Annotated in this window: 12 protein-coding genes and 1 pseudogene; 9 read left to right on the top strand and 4 right to left on the bottom strand. The window is 41.8% G+C overall.

Annotated elements, in window-relative coordinates; genetic code table 11:
* The first annotated feature begins 8 nt into the window (after positions 1–8).
* Together IPH84_18715 and IPH84_18710 are read left to right on the top strand one after the other, a co-directional pair.
* Positions 9–1,484 (top strand): SDR family oxidoreductase, encoded by a 1,476-nt coding sequence (locus tag IPH84_18715; protein MBK7175197.1) that lies wholly within the window; start codon positions 9–11, stop codon positions 1,482–1,484.
* Positions 1,485–1,494: 10 nt separating this feature from the next.
* On the top strand, positions 1,495–1,869 hold the full coding sequence (locus tag IPH84_18710) for a hypothetical protein (protein MBK7175196.1): 375 nt from the start codon (positions 1,495–1,497) through the stop codon (positions 1,867–1,869).
* On the opposite strand, the gene IPH84_18705 is transcribed toward IPH84_18710, so the two are convergent.
* Positions 1,837–2,355 carry a cold shock domain-containing protein gene (locus IPH84_18705; protein ID MBK7175195.1) on the bottom strand — a complete coding sequence of 173 codons (519 nt, stop codon included), beginning with the start codon at positions 2,353–2,355 and terminating at the stop codon, positions 1,837–1,839. The genes IPH84_18710 and IPH84_18705 overlap by 33 nt on opposite strands.
* A 413-nt stretch (positions 2,356–2,768) precedes the next feature.
* Here IPH84_18705 and IPH84_18700 point away from each other — a divergent pair, with 413 nt between their 5' ends.
* The 3 genes from IPH84_18700 (at position 2,769) to IPH84_18690 (ending at position 5,005) form a co-directional block, all read left to right on the top strand.
* A complete protein-coding gene (locus IPH84_18700) occupies positions 2,769–3,173 on the top strand; it encodes a BlaI/MecI/CopY family transcriptional regulator (protein MBK7175194.1) in 405 nt (134 codons plus the stop codon).
* The gene (locus tag IPH84_18695) at positions 3,170–4,555 is read left to right on the top strand and encodes a M56 family metallopeptidase (GenBank protein ID MBK7175193.1); all 1,386 of its coding nucleotides are present in this window, start codon (positions 3,170–3,172) and stop codon (positions 4,553–4,555) included. The genes IPH84_18700 and IPH84_18695 overlap by 4 nt, the downstream gene beginning before the upstream one ends.
* 69 nt (positions 4,556–4,624) lie before the next feature.
* A complete protein-coding gene (locus IPH84_18690) occupies positions 4,625–5,005 on the top strand; it encodes a hypothetical protein (protein MBK7175192.1) in 381 nt (126 codons plus the stop codon).
* Positions 5,006–5,315: 310 nt separating this feature from the next.
* On the opposite strand, the gene hflX is transcribed toward IPH84_18690, so the two are convergent.
* Both hflX and sprA read right to left on the bottom strand, forming a co-directional pair.
* The gene (gene hflX, locus IPH84_18685; protein ID MBK7175191.1) at positions 5,316–6,497 is read right to left on the bottom strand and encodes a GTPase HflX; all 1,182 of its coding nucleotides are present in this window, start codon (positions 6,495–6,497) and stop codon (positions 5,316–5,318) included.
* Positions 6,498–6,584: 87 nt separating this feature from the next.
* The gene (sprA, locus tag IPH84_18680) at positions 6,585–7,934 is read right to left on the bottom strand and encodes a cell surface protein SprA (protein ID MBK7175190.1); all 1,350 of its coding nucleotides are present in this window, start codon (positions 7,932–7,934) and stop codon (positions 6,585–6,587) included.
* Positions 7,935–8,230: 296 nt separating this feature from the next.
* On the opposite strand from sprA, the gene IPH84_18675 reads away from it, so the two are divergent.
* Complete coding sequence (locus tag IPH84_18675; GenBank protein MBK7175189.1) at positions 8,231–9,379, top strand: hypothetical protein; 1,149 nt, start codon at positions 8,231–8,233, stop codon at positions 9,377–9,379.
* Between the two features lie 478 nt (positions 9,380–9,857).
* Here the strand turns inward: IPH84_18675 and trpS are convergent.
* Positions 9,858–10,854: pseudogene (trpS, locus tag IPH84_18670) on the bottom strand (tryptophan--tRNA ligase).
* A gap of 655 nt (positions 10,855–11,509) precedes the next feature.
* On the opposite strand from trpS, the gene IPH84_18665 reads away from it, so the two are divergent.
* From IPH84_18665 to IPH84_18655, 3 genes are all read left to right on the top strand, one after another.
* Positions 11,510–13,351: a glycoside hydrolase family 13 protein gene (locus IPH84_18665; protein ID MBK7175188.1), complete on the top strand. Its 1,842-nt coding sequence runs from the start codon at positions 11,510–11,512 to the stop codon at positions 13,349–13,351.
* 139 nt (positions 13,352–13,490) lie between these two features.
* Positions 13,491–16,337: a glycoside hydrolase family 31 protein gene (locus IPH84_18660; GenBank protein ID MBK7175187.1), complete on the top strand. Its 2,847-nt coding sequence runs from the start codon at positions 13,491–13,493 to the stop codon at positions 16,335–16,337.
* A 43-nt stretch (positions 16,338–16,380) separates the two neighbouring features.
* Complete coding sequence (locus tag IPH84_18655) at positions 16,381–17,766, top strand: alpha-glucosidase C-terminal domain-containing protein (protein MBK7175186.1); 1,386 nt, start codon at positions 16,381–16,383, stop codon at positions 17,764–17,766.
* The last annotated feature ends 31 nt before the right edge of the window (positions 17,767–17,797 follow it).

Here is a 17,797-nt window from a genome sequence, read left to right as displayed (position 1 = left end):
CTCTTTACATGAAAGTATTGCTAACAGGGAGTACCGGCTATATCGGAAGGAGATTGATGCAACAACTCCTCGATGATGGACATGAGGTACTATGTTTTGTCAGGAATCTTGAGCGTTTGGTCCTGCCTGATCACAGTGGTCCCAGTCCTGAAGGTTTTGAAGTCGATCTGTCACTCCCAATCCCTGATGAATTAAATTCTCTTCAGTTTGATGTAGCATTCTATCTTGTGCATTCAATGTCAACCTCAATCGGGGAATTCATGGAAGAGGAAGCACGGTCTGCCGGGAATTTTGCATCTTACATTAAACGGACACACTGTAAACAAATCATTTACCTCAGCGGAATCTCCAATTCCCGGAAACTGTCAAGGCATCTGCAATCACGTAAAAATGTTGAAGAAATTCTCAGGAAGTCTGAAAAACCGGTAACGGTTCTTCGCGCCGGAATCATTGTGGGGAGTGGAAGTGCATCCTTTGAGATCATTCGTGACCTTATGGAAAAAATGCCATGGATCATCGCTCCCCTATGGGTAAAAACGCTATGCCAACCTATTGCCATTACCAATGTAATCCGCTATCTCACCGGATGTATGTTGAACCCGCGTACTTTCAATGATACTTTTGATATTGGGGGTGCCGAAATCCTATCCTATAAGGAGATGCTGCTTCAATACGCTGAAGTAAGAGGATTAAAACGGCATATTGGAGTAGTTTCTTTTATAAGTCCCAGAATTTCATCCTATTGGCTATACTTTGTTACTTCAACATCCTATTACCTTGCAGTGAACCTGGTTGATAGCATGAAGGTGGAGGTAGTGTGTAAAGATAATCGTCTGAGGGAAATCCTTCAGATCCCTCCACTCACTTATAAGGAAGCCTGCAAAAGGGCATTGGAAAGAATTAACCTGGATACTGTTCAATCCAGTTGGACAGATGCCGTTTCAATGAAAAATGCAGGCTCATTATTTGGTTATCTTGAAGTACCTGATTTTGGAGTACTGCGCGATCACCGACGTGTTATAATTAAAGGAGACCCAGAAAAGGTGTGGAAAAAAGTACTATCCATCGGGGGAGATACCGGATGGTATTTTGCTGATTGGATATGGCAGGTCAGGGGAATGATTGATAAATTGGTCGGTGGTGTGGGATTAAGAAGAGGGAGACGAAATGCAACGGATCTTCGGCCGGGAGACAGCCTGGATTTCTGGAGAGTGCTGATTGCCGACAAAGAGCGTAAACGCCTGTTGCTGTTTGCCGAAATGAAAGTTCCCGGGGAGGCCTGGTTAGAGTTTAGGATTGTAAACAGGAAAGAAGGTAGTTATCTCTATCAGACAGCTACTTTTATGCCGAAAGGTTTAAGCGGGCGTTTATACTGGTTCCTTTTGTTACCCATCCATCTCCTGATGTTCCAGGGAATGATTAAAGAAATTGCTTCCACTCATGAAGCCTTGTTCAACAGCGAGAATCATAGAGAATTGAAATAAAAACTAACAGATGGAGACAACAGCACAAGTATCGTTGAACAATCCATGGATACTGGTCTCAGCAAGCTTATTTGCTATGCTGATCCTTTATTTCCTCTTTAAGTTTTTCTCCGTTTTCTTTGATTTTATCCAGGCAAAAGGATGCCTGACCATTGGACTGATAGCCATGATAGGCCTTCCTGGTATATTTGTACTTACGCTGGTATCAGGATATAATATTACCTCTTCCTTACTCATCATCCTGGCGATAGTTGGCGTTGCAACCGGATATATCGCAAGAGATTCAGAAGGAGGTGTGGGGACCTTCGGGAAATTTATTATGATTGTTTCGATAATTACCCTGGTAATTGCACTATTCCTGGGCAGGTTCCTCAGGCTTTTCTGAAACAGGTTCTTTCTGAACAGGAGCAGGTTTTTCAGCTTTGAATAATTTTACCCTGACAGCAGCAGCACCTTTCTGTGTTTTTTCCAGTTCAAAGTTTACAATATCGTTTTCTTTGATCTGCTCCATTAGATTATTTGCATGCACAAATACACTTTCTTGTGATTCTGCATCTTTAATGAAGCCATATCCTTTTGAATCGTTGAAAAAGGTTACTTTTCCTTTTCTGATAGGGTCTACCTTCTCGAGTAACTCTTTCTTGGGTATGCTGATTCGGATATCATCAAGGTCTATTACCTTTTTAACACTGATATCCGGTGGGGTTGAAGTTATATTTCCAAATTCATCTACATAGGCAATCATATCGTCCGGTGATCCGGATTTTGTGCCATCTTTACGTTCCAATCTCTTCTTTTCCTTGTCTTTTCTCTTCTTCTCTTTTTTATTTCTGACATCCTTTTTGTTGAATGTTTCTTGCGATCTTGCCATTAGTGGGGGTTTAATGAATAAAATGCTGGAATTAAAATGTAACCAGTGATTACAGGGCCCAATTCATCTCAAATATTGAAAACAATAAGAAATACAGGGTTTGCTACCTGACTGAAATCCCGGATTCCGGGGGATATGGAGTCTAAAAATACATAGTAACCATTTCATTGCGAAAGTAATACAAATATTCCATTCTGAGGCTAAAACTTTAACTTTCCCGAAATACTAACTAACAGGTCACTTCATGACGGAATTGCCGTAAATGCAATAATATCAACACTTTCGAAACTATTGTCAGGTTCTGCAACATCCATGTCTGCAAATATTATTATTCAAAACTAAGAGATTAGTTGCATAACTAAGAAATTAGTTGTATATTTACATCGTCATTCATCAACCAGATTTTGAACCACATGAACAAGAAGCAAAAAGAAACTCTCCAGGAGTTAACAAGGGCAGAAGAGGAGGTTATGCAAATTCTCTGGAATCTTGAAAAGGGATTTGTGAATGAGGTTTTGGAGCATTTTCCTGAACCGAAGCCTGCATATAATACTGTTTCCACAATAATCAGGATCCTCGAGAAAAAGGGATTTGTCAGCCACCTGGCTTTTGGGAAAACTCACCAGTACTACCCTTTAGTGTTAAAACAGGAGTATACAAGGCAATTTATGGGCAATTTCATGAAGGGATACTTTGATAACTCCTATCGTAAAATGGTTTCATTCTTTTCAGGTGATGAAAACATTACGGTGAAAGAGATGGAAGAAATCAGGAAAATCATTGACCAGCAAATCGAACAGAAAAAATCAAGGAGATGATCAGTCTTATCATGTACCTGGCCAAAAGCATCCTGATTGGAGCTTTACTGTATGGAAGCTATCAGTTGTTGATGCGAAGAGAGAGTTATCTGACTTTTAACAGGTTTTACCTTCTTACTGCAGTATTCCTTATGGTTGTGCTGCCATTTCTCGGAAGTTTCCTCCCTGCTATATATATTGATGGTGAGCCCGCAGCGGTTCTGCCGATAATACAATTACCCGAAGTTGTAATAACCGGACAGCGTCTGGTCACAGAAGAGCAGCAAAGACTCATCCTTAACTGGGCAATGATGGGATATTTCCTGGTTTCAATGGCGATGCTGGCTGGATTCGCTTTTGGATTACTCCGGATTTATCGGTTTTACAAAATGTCAAAATCAGCAAGGAAACTGGATGAAAACATCTTCCTGGTTCAACACAGTGGTAGTCCATTCTCATTTATGGGGAAAATCTATATTTCTCATGAATATGAGCAGCATCCGGGATTAAAACAAATCATCATTCACGAAAATGCCCATATTCGTCAAAAACACATGCTCGACCTGATCTTACTGGAACTGCTTTCAAGTATTTTCTGGTTCAACCCTTTCTTCTTCCTGATGAAAAAGGCTTTGAGGGAGGTGCATGAATACCTTGCTGACAGGGAGGTGATCCGTTATGGTATTGAACCTCTTACCTATCAGCAACTTTTATTCAATGAGGTTTCCGGAAACCCCCAATATATCATTGCAAATAATTTTAATCTTCTAACTAAAAAACGAATTGTCATGTTACTCAAGAAATCAACCAGACTGGCTGCCTACAAAATCTGGGGCATAATCCCCATTGTTCTTCTGGCAGCTTTGAGCATCACCCTGCTTCAAAGCCAGGGAGTGAGTGCTCAAACAACTGACAAGCAGGCTTCTGTTGCTCCTCCAGCAACACCTGCACCTCCTGCTAAAATAATAGCACCCCAGGATCCCGAGAAACCGGTTCCTCCTCCTTCTCCTGCAAAACCAGCTAAAACCTCAAAAAAAGCTGCAACTAGCAAGACTCAAAAACCAGAAAATGATGTATTTACAGTCGTTGAAGATCCTCCCAGTTTTCCGGGTGGTGATGACGCCAGGATCAAATACATGGTCAGCTCCATTAAGTACCCTGAAGATGCCAGGAAAAAAGGGGTTCAGGGAACCGTTTACATTTCTTTTATCGTTGAAGAAGATGGATCCATCTCCAATGTAAAAACCATTAGAGGAATAGGAGCCGGATGCGATGAAGAAGCTTACCGCGTTGTGAGTGAGATGCCAAAATGGAATCCGGGAAAACAAAGAGGTAAGTTTGTCAGGGTGCAATATAACATGCCTATTAAGTTCACTTTATCCAATGACAAGCACCCAAAATAAATGAGATCACTGGTTATTATCATATCATTGGTTTTAATTGTTTTACAGGGTTATTCCCAACCTGTATGCATGAAAAGAAATCAATTTGATACAAAAGGCAACCGCCACGGACGCTGGATCACATGGCAGGATTCAGCCCGGCGGTTGCCTTCCAGCAAAGCATGGTTTAAGCACGGACTGGAGTATCGAACCACCCGTTACTACCATGCCAATGGCAAAGTTCGGCTTAAACTGCATTATAAGGGAGATAGTTTAATAAGGGTGAAATACCTTGATACACTGGGCCATGTGACCCAGAAAGGAGGTGCGAAAAGATTATATACACCTACTGAAATCCGGTATTGCTGGGATGGTGAATGGAGATTTTATGATGAAAAACATAAACTTTACAGAACAGCCATCTATCGAAAAGGTGAAGAGGTGACATTTGGAACTCCTGCTAATGAATGAATTTGATAATTCGGCAATTCGACAATTCGACAATTTGACAATTCGACAATATAGAAATTTAGAAATTTAGAAATATCCTGGGGGAAGTAATTGGTAATGGAATGGGAATACAAATTTCTATAAAGACAACTCCCCCTGTTCATAAGGGGTGGGGGGTAAACTCACCAAATTTTTGCTAATTCGAATTCGATAATTTCCCGAAGGGAAGTCTTCGGCTCACCATTCTCTATATTTAGTCACTATAAACTTTTCACTAATCACTATTCGCTAGTCGCTACTATTCACTATTCACTAGTCACTATTAACCCGATTAATACAGAAAACTATTATATGGATACCTGATCACATGCAACTTCTTCACTTCCTCATACAACAACTTCCTGAACTCTTCAATATTCAACTTCTGTTTCGCCGAAATAAAAATTGCCGGAGCATTGGCCTTGGCCATCCAGGTATTCTGAAGTTCTTCCAGGGTGATATTCTCCTTAGTTGACGGGGTAAGGTCAATAGGATCCTTTTCCACATGGCTGTATGCATCCATTTTATTGAACACCACGATGGTGGGCTTGTCGGAACAACCGATTTCGGATAAAGTCTGATGAGCTACATTAAGCTGGTCCTCAAAGGCAGGGTGCGAAATATCAACAATATGAAGTAACAGGTCAGCTTCCCGCACCTCATCAAGAGTAGATTTGAAAGATTCCACCAGGCTATGGGGCAGTTTGCGGATAAAACCAACGGTATCTGTCAGGAGGAAGGGCAGATTTTCAATCACCACCTTACGCACAGTAGTATCGAGGGTAGCAAAAAGCTTGTTCTCGGCAAAAACATCACTCTTGCTCAGCAGGTTCATGGTAGTACTTTTCCCTGCATTTGTATATCCAACCAATGCAACCCTGATCAATTCCTCCCTGCTTTTCCGCTGGGTTACCTTCTGCTTGTCAATATCCTTAAGCTTTTCCTTCAGGAGAGTGATCTTGTCCCTGATAATCCTTCGGTCGGTTTCAATTTCTTTTTCACCAGGACCGCGCATCCCGATCCCCCCTCTTTGTTTCTCAAGGTGGGTCCACATGCGGGTTAATCGTGGAAGCAGGTATTGGTACTGAGCGAGTTCCACCTGGGTTCGGGCTACATTGGTACGTGCCCTTTTGGCAAAAATATCAAGGATCAGCAGTGGACGGTCAAGCACCCTGCACCCCAAAGCATTTTCTATATTTCGGGTTTGTGAACCACTCAATTCATCATCAAATACGGCGATATCAATTCCCGCAGCTTTCACATATTCAGCAATCTCCTCAAGTTTCCCGCTACCTACAAAAGTGCGGGAGTCGGGCATGGGAAGCTTCTGGACAAACCGCTTATCAGGAATGGCCCCTGCAGTATCGAGCAGGAATTCAAGCTCATCAAGGAAATCATGAACATTTAATTCATCTTGTTTAGCGGTGATGAGGCCGACAAGGATGGCTTTTTCTGGTTTTGAGTTTTCAAGCATAATTTATTTTCAGTCTGCAAAATTAACCATGTAATCCGAAACTTTGAGTTTCAATTTAAATGGTTACTTGAAGCTTGTGATAAAGTTCTAGTTTGTAATATCCTCAGTTAAGCAAAGATTGAAAATGCGGAGGTTCACCGGTTGCTGAAATCCGGTAACATAAATCCTGATGAATTGTGGATTAGCTGAGAATGCAGGAGAACCATACTGAGCAGTATACTCTTTCAGTGGTATCCGAAAATGATAAAATATGGTCATGGCATTAGCTCCATTCTCTTTCTTAATGGTTCCCAGCGGATCTCTATAGGATTCTACAATAAAATTCTGTCCCGCCTGGAATTCTCCATGATTGATTTCAACTTTATATTCGAAATAACTGTTAAGGGTATCTAACCGACCGTTATGATTAAGATCCTCAGAATTTGGTTGTCGGGTGGATATTTGTAAATCATCAGAATTCGAGGAATTTTGTTCTTCGCCACAATAATACTTGTAACGATCTCGCACATTATAGTTCAATGCATCATAATCCGCTCCAAGGTAATGATGATAATTATCCCCGGTGGGATCTGAAAGAATGGAATGATAAAATTCGGACTGGCATTTCTGTTCTATCTTCTGCAGATAACTATTGAAATATGTTTTTTCATCCTCAGTTTTCAGTCCATCAAGGCCAATGTCCTGTGCAGCCGGATCGATATTGTTAAATGAATTGAGATCACTTAATGGGAGCACTTTCCCCCAGACAGTTTCTGTGGCAGCTCCAGCCTCGGTATATTCAGCTGAAAGAAGTCTATCTGCCAGTATATCTTCACTTATTTGCCCAATATCAAATACTAGAAGCCCATCAGCATCAGGTGTTGTGGTAAAGGGGTCCATAAGCCAGAAATCAATATAATTAACCGGGTAATCCATTTTTTCGAGCTTTCTCATGATTCCTCCCCATCGGTTACCGGGAGTATTTAATTCACCATTGGTATTAATTCCCGATGAGTAAATGGTTGGTTCTGTATCGTAATTCCATCGTCCACGTTCTGAGGGATAGTAATCTATGCTTAAGGATGGTATATTCAAAGGGATACCATTGGGGCTTTCATATCCGGGGAAAATTTCATTCACCCACACTACCCGGCATTCGTCCTTTGACATATCTTCGCTGGTAATATTGGCGGGCCTCAGCGGACCAGACTTATCATGAAACACTGAAGCATCAATAGTGTACCAGCTGATATTTGCCCTGTTGAATCCAAAGGCCGGGTCATTTGAAAGCAAAGCCTCCGGAAATCTGAGTGGGGTTGACGCCAGTTTCCATTCAGTTGCTGTTCCCAGGGAATAAGAACCGGTGCTTAACGAATCTTGGGGATTATCTTCTTTACACGACGAAATCAGAAGTAAATAAATGATTAAGGGAATAGTGGAATACAAAGCTTTTTTCATAACGAATAGTAAGTATTTCGGTATACAAAACTGAAACTATGATTTAAGGATTACACAAATATATTCAATATGTTTATATGAATAGTGACTGCTATAAAACAGTGAATTTGAAACTCCTCTATTAAGTATATTTGTATTGTGAATCGCAATGAAATAACCCTTTCTGCTGAGGGCTTCTTAAATTTCAAAGTTTTTTATTGCATATTCACATATACCTAAGCAATCCGGATCTGTCTGCCAGTGGGGGGTTCACAAAAACCAGGTACTGTTTAGTATCTTTTTAAAAATCTGAACTTATGAAAAGCCTTCATCTATTACTTGTATTAATGATGACCTGTAGTTTCTCCTTCGGACAGTCATTTAGTCAACTTCTGCAGAAAATCGAATCGCAGGACAACACAATGAAAGTGAAAATGCTTGATGAGTATTTCTCCAGCGGTGTTTCGGTGCCTGTTGTTGAAGGAAAAACCAATGTTTACTTTTTGTACAAAGGGAAAGCAGATTCAGTATCCGTAGCAGGCGACGCTACCGTCTGGAGTCCGGGCCTGTCAATGAAAAGAATTGAAGGGACTGAGTATTGGTATGTGATGACTACTTATGAATCAGATGCCCGCCTCGAATATAAAATCGTTGTAAATGGCAAGGACTGGATCCTTGACCCACTGAATCCTAATATAATACAAGGCGGAATGGGCCCGAATTCTGAGCTCCTGATGCCTGAATATGAACAGCCACTCTACACGCAGGAAAGGGATGCTGTGCCCTGGGGAACCTATTTTGATACGGCTTTTCAAAGTAATACCTTCAAGGAACGCAGGCAGATCAGGATTTATCTTCCTCCCAATTATGAGAAAGGCTCCGACAAATACCCGGTAGCTTTCTTCCACGATGGATTCCAGTTCTTCGACATGATGGATGTTCGCGATATCATGGACAACATGATTTATGAAGGGAAGATCCGCCCTTTCATCGCCGTATTCGTGGAGCCGGTGAAAAGGGATGACGAATACTCAGGCAACCGCCAGGCAAAATTCTCCCGCTATATGTTTGATGAACTTATCCCCTTTATCGACCTTGGATATCGTACTCTCGCAACACCTGAATCCCGCGCCCAGATTGGCATTTCAAATGGAGGGAACATTGCTTTATGGCTGGTTGCAATAAATCCGAAACAAAATGCACTGGTTGCGGCTTTTTCAAGCAATGTGCAGCCTTCCATTTATAAAACCTTAGGATCAATCGAGTGCTCAAATCAGAAAAACTACCTCTGCCTTGGCAAATACGATATTCCTTTTCTTATACCATTGGTTAAAAACCTGAAGGCTGTCCTCGACAGGAAAGGTTGTAACTACATCTTCAAGGAATACCCCGAAGGCCATAATTGGAAATTCTGGCAGAAGCATTTGCCCGAAGCGCTGGAATATCTCTTTCCTCCTAATAAATAGAAATCAAAAATATTTGAATTTCTATTCCCATTTATTTAAAAAAGCCAATTGCAGAGCATCTTTTACGATGCTTTTATTGCAAATCATCTCTCGCAAATCATCTTTCGCAAAGAATCCCCCTAAAATCAGCCCTTTCAAATCATCATATGTACGGACGTTGCATTGCAACGTCCGTACATATGATGATTTGCATTTCATATCCGATATCTGGCTATTTCATCCAAATCCGATATCCGGATATTTATTAATCATGATTCTTGGGGCAGGAATCTTAATGCTCAGAATAGCTTAATTCCAATAATCTTCTATTCAGTACGGACGTTGCATTGCAACGTCCGTGCTGAATAGCGCACGGAATAGCAATTTCCGCACTACATAGCAATTCTCTTAAAGAAATGGAAATTTATACTCTCTTTGCCTTTTGCCACAAAGGAATATCTTCAATTCTGAGAAATTTTCTGATCAGGAATCTTATTGCCTAGAAATGCTTAAACCCGATAATCTCCCTCACCTCTTTCAATGTATTTGCTGCACTGGCATGGGCTTTTTCTTTTCCCATTGTTACAACTTTATGGAGATATTCTTCATTGCCTAATAATTCGAGAATCCTCTCCCTGAATGGTGTTGTAAATTTGATCACATCTTCTGCCAGCTGTTTTTTCAGGTCTCCATAACGAATAGCACATTTACTGTACTGTTCATCAAAAAATGAGATTGTTTCCGGGGCTGATAAAGCTTTCATCAGGTTAAAAAGGTTCTCAATTGCCTGGGGTTTGGGCTGATTGGGCTCGGTTGGGCCACTATCGGTAACCGCACGCATCACCTTTTTCCTGATCACTTCCGGGGCATCAAACAGGAAGATGGCATTGCCTTCTCCTTCGCTTTTACCCATCTTGGTGCTGCCATCAAGGCCAGGGATCTTAATAAGTTGTTCTCCAAAATTATAAGCCACAGGTTCAGGGAAATAATCCACCTTGTACATACGGTTGAAGCGATTGGCAAAAGTTCTGGTCATTTCCAGGTGCTGTTCCTGGTCCTTGCCAACGGGAACTTTATGTGCTTTATGAATGATAATGTCGGCTGCCATCAGGGTAGGGATAGGTGAGCAATCCGGCATTAATATTGTCTGGTTGTGTGCGTGCTTTGTCCTTGAAGGAAGTAACTCTTTCCAGTTCTCCCAGGTAGGCATTCATATTGAGGAAAAGGTAAAGCTCAGCTGTTTCAGGGATATCACTTTGCAGATAGAGTGTTGCTTTTTCTGGATCCAGACCGCAGGCCAGGTACTCTACCAGCACCTGTTTCACGTTTCCATGTAAGTCGGCAGGAGTGGGATGTGTAGTAAGCGAGTGATAATCAGCAATAAAAAAATAACACTGATTGGTTTCCTGCATCTTCACAAAGTTCTGCATGGCACCAAAGTAATTACCCAGGTGCAGGTTGCCGGTCGGACGAATTCCACTTACTACTATTTCCATAATATCAATATAATTCTTATTTGTATGCAAAAGTACGGAATTCGGTTGAATTGGGGAAGTGGATAGCGACTAGTGACTAGTGAATAGTGGCTTGTGAGTAGCGACTAGTAATTAGTAGCTTGTGAGTAGCGAGTAGTAAATAGATTAGTGCCGCAAATCCAACACAAATAAGCAAAATTAGATCCGTGTAAATCCGCGTGATGATCCGTTTCATCCCTGCCTCGCCGGCAGGCAGGCGCTTTCCATTATTGACTGTCAGCGCATTTTACAAATTGAATTTTAATCCAAAATTGCTGAGCTCTATAATAAGCAAGGAGTACTGAGTTTTGCACCTGCCCGACTGTTTTTCATTTTGCATTTTTCATTTTATATTTTTCTTTTTCTCTTGCCCCACTGAGACTAATTTAATTATTTATCCTGATTCCCTCAGTCAAACCGGCCAAGCACTCAGAGCCAAAGCCTCCTCTTCAGGGCACCCCGGCACGTCGGCACGTCGGCACCCAGCACCCGGCACCCGGCACCCGGCACTCCGGCACATTGGCACTCTGGCACCTTGGCCATATAAATTATTATCCTGCAAACGATTGCGTAAAAATTACCCTATATTATATGGAATCTTTTCTTATATCTTTGCATCAAACCAATCTATCCCTCCATGAAAAAGTGCATTCCAATATTGTTGATCCTTTTTATTTCCTGCTTCTCACAAGCCCAGGTTACCATTGATCACGTGGAACCACCCAACTGGTGGATTGGCATGAAAAACAATACGGTTCAGCTTATGGTTCATGGAAATAGTGTTGGCCGCACCGATCCAAAGGTGGATGTTAAGGGTGTGAAGATTAAAAAATACCAAAAGGCAGGTTCCGATTATATGTTCATCGACCTGCAGATTGGAAAGGATGTAAAACCCTGCACGGTGAAACTGAGTTTCATGGATGAGGGCAAAGCTCTGGCTACATGGAACTATGAACTGAAAGCACGTGAATCAGGTTCCGCTCAAAGGGGAAGCTTCACTACGGCTGACAACATTTATCTGATCATGCCCGACCGTTTTGCCAACGGTGATCCTTCAAATGATAATATGACTGGTATGCTCGAAAAGGCAGATCGCAACAATCCTCATGGCCGTCATGGTGGCGATATAAAAGGAATTTCAAACCATCTCGACTATCTTCAGAAGATGGGAATTACTGCGATCTGGTGTACTCCTCTGCTCGAAAATAATATGCCTGCAGCTTCTTATCATGGTTATGCCATCACCGACCTTTATAAAATTGACCCACGTTTCGGCACCAATGAAAGCTACCGTGATATGGTGATGGAAGCACACCGCAAAGGGATTAAAATCATAATGGATATGGTATTCAACCATTATGGAACTAAACATTGGTGGATGAAAGATTTGCCTCAGAAAGACTGGGTAAATGAATGGCCCGAATTTACCCGGTCAAATTTCCGCGGAGGTGTTAATATCGACCCGCATGCTTCTCAGTTTGATAAGGATAAAATGGTTAATGGGTGGTTCGACAATACCATGGCTGATTTTAATCAGAAAAATCCATATGTTGCCAATTACCTGATTCAGAATAGTATCTGGTGGATCGAATATGCAGGCCTCGATGGAATTCGCCAGGATACCTATCCCTACCCCGACCAGGAATTCATGTCAGCATGGATGAAAAGACTCAGGGAAGAATATCCAAATTTCAGTGTAGTGGGTGAAGCATGGCTCAATACTCCAAGCCAGGTAGCCTATTGGCTCGATCAATCTCCAAATAATACCGGGTTTCGCTCCAATCTCACCCATGTATTCGATTTTCCATTGATGTTTGCCATCCAAAAGGCGTTTAACGAAAATGAAGGATGGGACACCGGACTGGCAAGACTTTATGAGCTGGTTAGCCAGGACTTTGTATATTCTGACCCTAATAAATTGGTTACTTTCGTCGATAATCACGACATCGAAAGAATTTACCAGGTATTGAAAAGTGCCGAAAATGTAAAGATGGCCCTTGCTTTTATTTGTACAACCCGCGGTATTCCTATGTTCTATTATGGCACTGAGGCATTGAGCGACAGGGGAACATTGGAAGGCGATCCCGGCAAAAGAAAAGATTTCCCGGGAGGATGGGAAGGCGATCAGACAAGCTTTGTCAAGAATCAGTTCCTGAGTAAGGATCAAAAGGATGTCTATGATTACCTCAGCAAACTGCTCAATTGGAGAAAAGGAAACACCACTGTTCAAAACGGCAAGCTGGTTCACTATATTCCGGAAGACGGAATCTATGTGTACTTCCGCACCCAGGGAGATAATTCCGTAATGGTTGTCATGAATAATAATAGCAAGGAGAAGAACATAGAAACCAAAAGGTTCCACGAAAACCTGAAGGGATTCAGAAAAGGGAAGGATGCTTTTGCTGGAACAGCCGTTAAAGATCTCGATAAGCTCGAAATTCCCGGTAAATCGGTCAGGATCATTGAATTGTCAAAATAATCAGAACAACGTTTTTGACTGAAAAAGCACTGTTCTTAGTAATTGAGTAATCCTCCCATGCGTCTTTGCGTAACCTTTGCGTCCTTGCGGTAAAAAAGGGCAGAATCACCTAAGTATGCTGATCTAATTTATCAGAATCATGAACCATCCCCTTTCCAGAATGAATGTCATCGTCAGGAATCTATTCGTCGTATTTATTGTATTCAGCTCCAGTCTAGGCTTTTCACAGATTGTCTGGCTTGATCCTTCCAACCCACCGGTCGATACCGATATAACACTTTACTTCAATGCAGCTGCCGGGAATAAAGCACTTGCCGGACAAACCGGCGATATCTACCTTCATACCGGCGTGATTACCAATAAAAGCATTGACGGTCACGACTGGAAATATGTGGTAGGAACCTGGGGAAAGCCGGATCCAAAAGTGCTGATGAAACGTGAAAGTGCCGACCTCTACTCTTTCAGGATGAAGATCAGCGACTTCTATAAACTGAATCCGGAAGATGTAGCCCAACAGCTGGCTTTTGTATTCAGGAATGAAGATGGAACCCTTGTGGGTAAAACACTTTTGAATGAAGATATTACCGTTCCTGTGAATGGCTACGTTCCTCCGGTTCAGGAGAATTCCCGTGTTCCAAATCCAGCCCGAAAATTGAGCCGGGTTGAACAGCTCTCTGATGGCTGGAATATTTTTACAGATCGCGGACTCGTTATGCTTCGGTCACTGAATCCCCGTATTGTGGGAGTTACCTTCAGTCCCGACGGAAAACCATTTGCTGATACTTCTCATGCTGTAATTCTGAAACCGGGAATAGTTGTTCGCAAGACTACCACCATGCCTTCAGGTCAACTTCTCGAAAGTGGTGAATTAAGCATTTTTGCTCATAACTATCCTTTCCGGCTTAGCTTCATTTACCAGGGCGACACTATCCTTTCAGAAGAAGAAGGTTTCTTTCTAAATGCTGATAACAGGGGAATTCGATTTAAGTTAAAAGAGGATGAAGCTGTGTATGGAGCCGGAGAGCGCGCTGTTGCTATGAACCGGAGGGGAAATCGTTTTTTACTTTATAACCGGCCTTTTTATGGATATGAGTTTGGGGCTTCCATGCTGAACTATTCAATGCCCTTGACTTTTTCCTCATCAAAATATGCCGTCCTTTTCGATAACCCTCAAAAGGGATATGTGGATATTGGAAAAACTGAAACCCAAATCCAGGAATGGGGTACCATGGGTGGTACACTCCGGTACTTTGTGGTTGCAGGCTCAAACTGGCCATCCATCAGCAGTGATTATACGGAGTTGACCGGACGACAGGCACTCCCTCCCCGCTGGGCGCTTGGCAATCTTCAAAGCAGGATGGCCTACAGGAATCAATATGAAACCGATAGTATCGTAAATCTGATGCTTGCCAAAAAGTTTCCAATGGATGCAATTATCCTCGACTTCTATTGGTTTGGCGACAGCATCCAGGGCCATCTCGGGAAACTCGACTGGTACAAAAAAGCCTGGCCCGACCCGGTGGGTATGATTAATTCCTTTCGTTCGAAAGGGATCAAAACCATTTTAATTACTGAGCCTTACGTAATTGATACAGTTGCTAATCATAAAATTGCTGCCGAAAAGGGAGTATTTGTGACTGATAGCCTTGGAAATCCTTATATCGACAAGCAATTCTATTTCGGTGCCGGCAGCTTGATTGATATTTTCAAACCTGAAGCAAAAGATTGGTTCTGGAGCAAATACCAGAAACAAATTGAAAACGGTGTTGCTGGCTGGTGGGGCGACCTTGGAGAACCGGAAAGCCATCCTTCTGATATTTACCACGTAACCGGGAAAGCCGATGAAGTCCATAACGTCTATGGGCATTATTGGGATAAAATGCTTTTTGATAAGTATCGTCAGCATTATCCTGATACACGGCTCTTTCATCTGCAGCGATCAGGGTTTGCAGGTTCACAGCGGTTTTCAGCTTATCCCTGGACAGGTGATGTCTCCCGTTCATGGGGCGGATTGAAAGCTCAGCTTCCTTTATTGTTAACCATGAGTATAAGTGGATTAGGTTATATCCATTCTGATGCCGGGGGCTTTGCGCAGGGAGTGAAAGATGAAGAACTGTATACCCGATGGCTTCAGTTTGCTGTTTTTACTCCTATCCTCAGGCCTCATGGTTCAACAATTCCCAGTGAACCAGTGTATTGGTCGGAAAAAACACAGGATATTGTAAGAAGATACATGGAATTGCGATATGCACTTTTACCTTACAATTATACCCTGGCCTGGAAAAATGCAACTTCCGGGAAGCCCCTGATGGCGCCACTATTTTATTATTTCCCGGAGGATCCATTTGCCTATATGCAGGAAAATCAGTATTTCTGGGGCGACCAGCTCATGGTTGCTGCTATAACTGAAAAAGGTAAGGATAGCATCAGCATTTATTTCCCTGACGGTACATGGATTGATTTCAATACCCACCTCGCTTATTCAGGTAATCAATGGTATAACTATCATTTGACAATTGATAATCTTCCTGTATTTGTAAAATCAGGAAGTTTTGTTCCTATGATACCCCCTCTTCAGACCACTGATGATTATAAAGCAAAAGAATATATTGTGAGATATTATCCGGAAGGAAGTAGTCAATTTATTCAATACGAGGATGATGGATGGAGTAATTCGAGTCTGGGGAAAAACCAGTTTGAATTGATAAAATATTCAGGGGAAAAGACGGGACTAACAACAACTATTGCGCTTTCAACTGAGGGTAGCTGGACTGGTAAGCCTCTTTCAAGAAAGATGAATTTTGAAGTGAGAAGAAGCAATAAGCCTTCAAAGGTTTTGATCAATGGCAAAGAGATTACCCAAACTAAAATAATAAAACCGGGGATTAGTAATTACAGGTTTATAGATGGTTGGCTGAAAATCAATTTCACCTGGACCGGAGAACCGATTAAAATTGAAATAATAGAGCCGAAGAATCTTAAATAGGCCGTCAATACAATTCAATTCAAGGAAACTTAAAACATCCACCATGAAAAAGTTTGCACTTAAATTATCCATCGTTTCATGCCTGCTGTTCGTTCTTATGGCATGTAACACAACCAAAAATGATCCAAACGTTACGGCCCGTTACCCTGATTGGGTAAAAAATGCGGTGATTTACGAAGTAAATACCCGGCAGTACACTCCTGAAGGTACATTTAAAGCCTTTGAAACTCACCTCGACCGACTGAAAGAACTTGGCGTCGATATCCTTTGGTTTATGCCGATTCATCCCATTGGACTGGAAAAACGTAAAGTGCCTGATGGAATGAAGGAAAGTCTTGGCAGCTATTATTCAGTGCAAGATTACAAAGGAATCAATCCTGAATTTGGAACAGAAGCTGATTTCAAGGAACTGGTAACAAAAGCTCATGAAAAAGGCTTTAAGGTGATTATCGACTGGGTAGCTAACCATTCAGCCTGGGATAATCCATGGATAAAAGAACATCCCGAATGGTACGTTCAGGATAGCGCCGGCAATATTCAATCAGCCTTCGACTGGACAGATGTGGCAAAACTGAATTTTGAAAACCAGGAGATGCGTAAAGCCATGATCGAATCCATGAAGTATTGGATTGAAAAATGTGATATCGATGGATTCCGTTGCGATGTGGCAGGTGAAGTTCCTGTTGATTTCTGGGACACTGCAAGGGTAGAACTCGATAAGGTGAAACCTGTTTTCATGCTTGCGGAAAATGAAGATAAACCGGAATTGTTCGTTAAAGCCTTTGATGCCGCTTATGGCTGGAGTATGAGCAATGGAGTCATGGTCAATATTGCAAAAGGAAAAGAAACTGCCGGTGCTATTTTTAAACAGCAGTCGAAGAATGACTCCACCATGCCGGCTGATGCTTTCAAAATGAACTTCATTACCAACCATGATGAAAACTCATGGAATGGGACTGCTTCAGAAAAGTTCGGAGAAGGTGAAAATGCATTTGCAATCCTTACCTACACTTTACCAGGTATGCCTTTGATCTACAGCGGGCAGGAAGCAGGCCTGAATCACAGGTTACAGTTCTTCATTAAAGATAGCATTAACTGGAATCTGAAGGATAATTCAGCTTTTTACAAGACTTTGAATACTTTAAAGCATGAAAATGAAGCCCTGTGGAATGCTCCCTATGGCGGAAGTTTTGTTGCGCTGGATAACAATAATCCTGAAAAAATCCTTTCATTTATAAGAGAAAAGGGAGATCATAAAGTAGTGGCCATTTTCAACCTGAGTGCTGAAAAGATGACCGTGAAACTAAAGGATTCAAAAGCGGATGGTGAGTATACCGATGTTTTCAGCAAATCAAAATTCACACTCAATAGCAGCAACCTCGATCTTACCCTCCAACCATGGGGATATTTGATCATGGAAGCGAAATAAAAACATTCAGTATTAACTGAGCGACAATTTA

The organism is Bacteroidales bacterium, from assembly GCA_016707785.1.
Classification (GTDB): domain Bacteria; phylum Bacteroidota; class Bacteroidia; order Bacteroidales; family UBA4417; genus UBA4417.
This window is presented reverse-complemented; position numbering and strand designations above follow the sequence as displayed.

Excerpts from the sequence above, each read along its gene's own strand:
- IPH84_18715 (MBK7175197.1), top strand. The coding sequence starts at position 9 with ATGAAAGTATTGCTAACAGGGAGTACCGGCTATATCGGAAGGAGATTG.
- IPH84_18710 (MBK7175196.1), top strand. The coding sequence starts at position 1,495 with ATGGAGACAACAGCACAAGTATCGTTGAACAATCCATGGATACTGGTC.
- IPH84_18705 (MBK7175195.1), bottom strand. The coding sequence starts at position 2,355 with ATGGCAAGATCGCAAGAAACATTCAACAAAAAGGATGTCAGAAATAAA.
- IPH84_18700 (MBK7175194.1), top strand. The coding sequence starts at position 2,769 with ATGAACAAGAAGCAAAAAGAAACTCTCCAGGAGTTAACAAGGGCAGAA.
- IPH84_18695 (MBK7175193.1), top strand. The coding sequence starts at position 3,170 with ATGATCAGTCTTATCATGTACCTGGCCAAAAGCATCCTGATTGGAGCT.
- IPH84_18690 (MBK7175192.1), top strand. The coding sequence starts at position 4,625 with ATGAAAAGAAATCAATTTGATACAAAAGGCAACCGCCACGGACGCTGG.
- hflX (MBK7175191.1), bottom strand. The coding sequence starts at position 6,497 with ATGCTTGAAAACTCAAAACCAGAAAAAGCCATCCTTGTCGGCCTCATC.
- sprA (MBK7175190.1), bottom strand. The coding sequence starts at position 7,934 with ATGAAAAAAGCTTTGTATTCCACTATTCCCTTAATCATTTATTTACTT.
- IPH84_18675 (MBK7175189.1), top strand. The coding sequence starts at position 8,231 with ATGAAAAGCCTTCATCTATTACTTGTATTAATGATGACCTGTAGTTTC.
- IPH84_18665 (MBK7175188.1), top strand. The coding sequence starts at position 11,510 with ATGAAAAAGTGCATTCCAATATTGTTGATCCTTTTTATTTCCTGCTTC.
- IPH84_18660 (MBK7175187.1), top strand. The coding sequence starts at position 13,491 with ATGAACCATCCCCTTTCCAGAATGAATGTCATCGTCAGGAATCTATTC.
- IPH84_18655 (MBK7175186.1), top strand. The coding sequence starts at position 16,381 with ATGAAAAAGTTTGCACTTAAATTATCCATCGTTTCATGCCTGCTGTTC.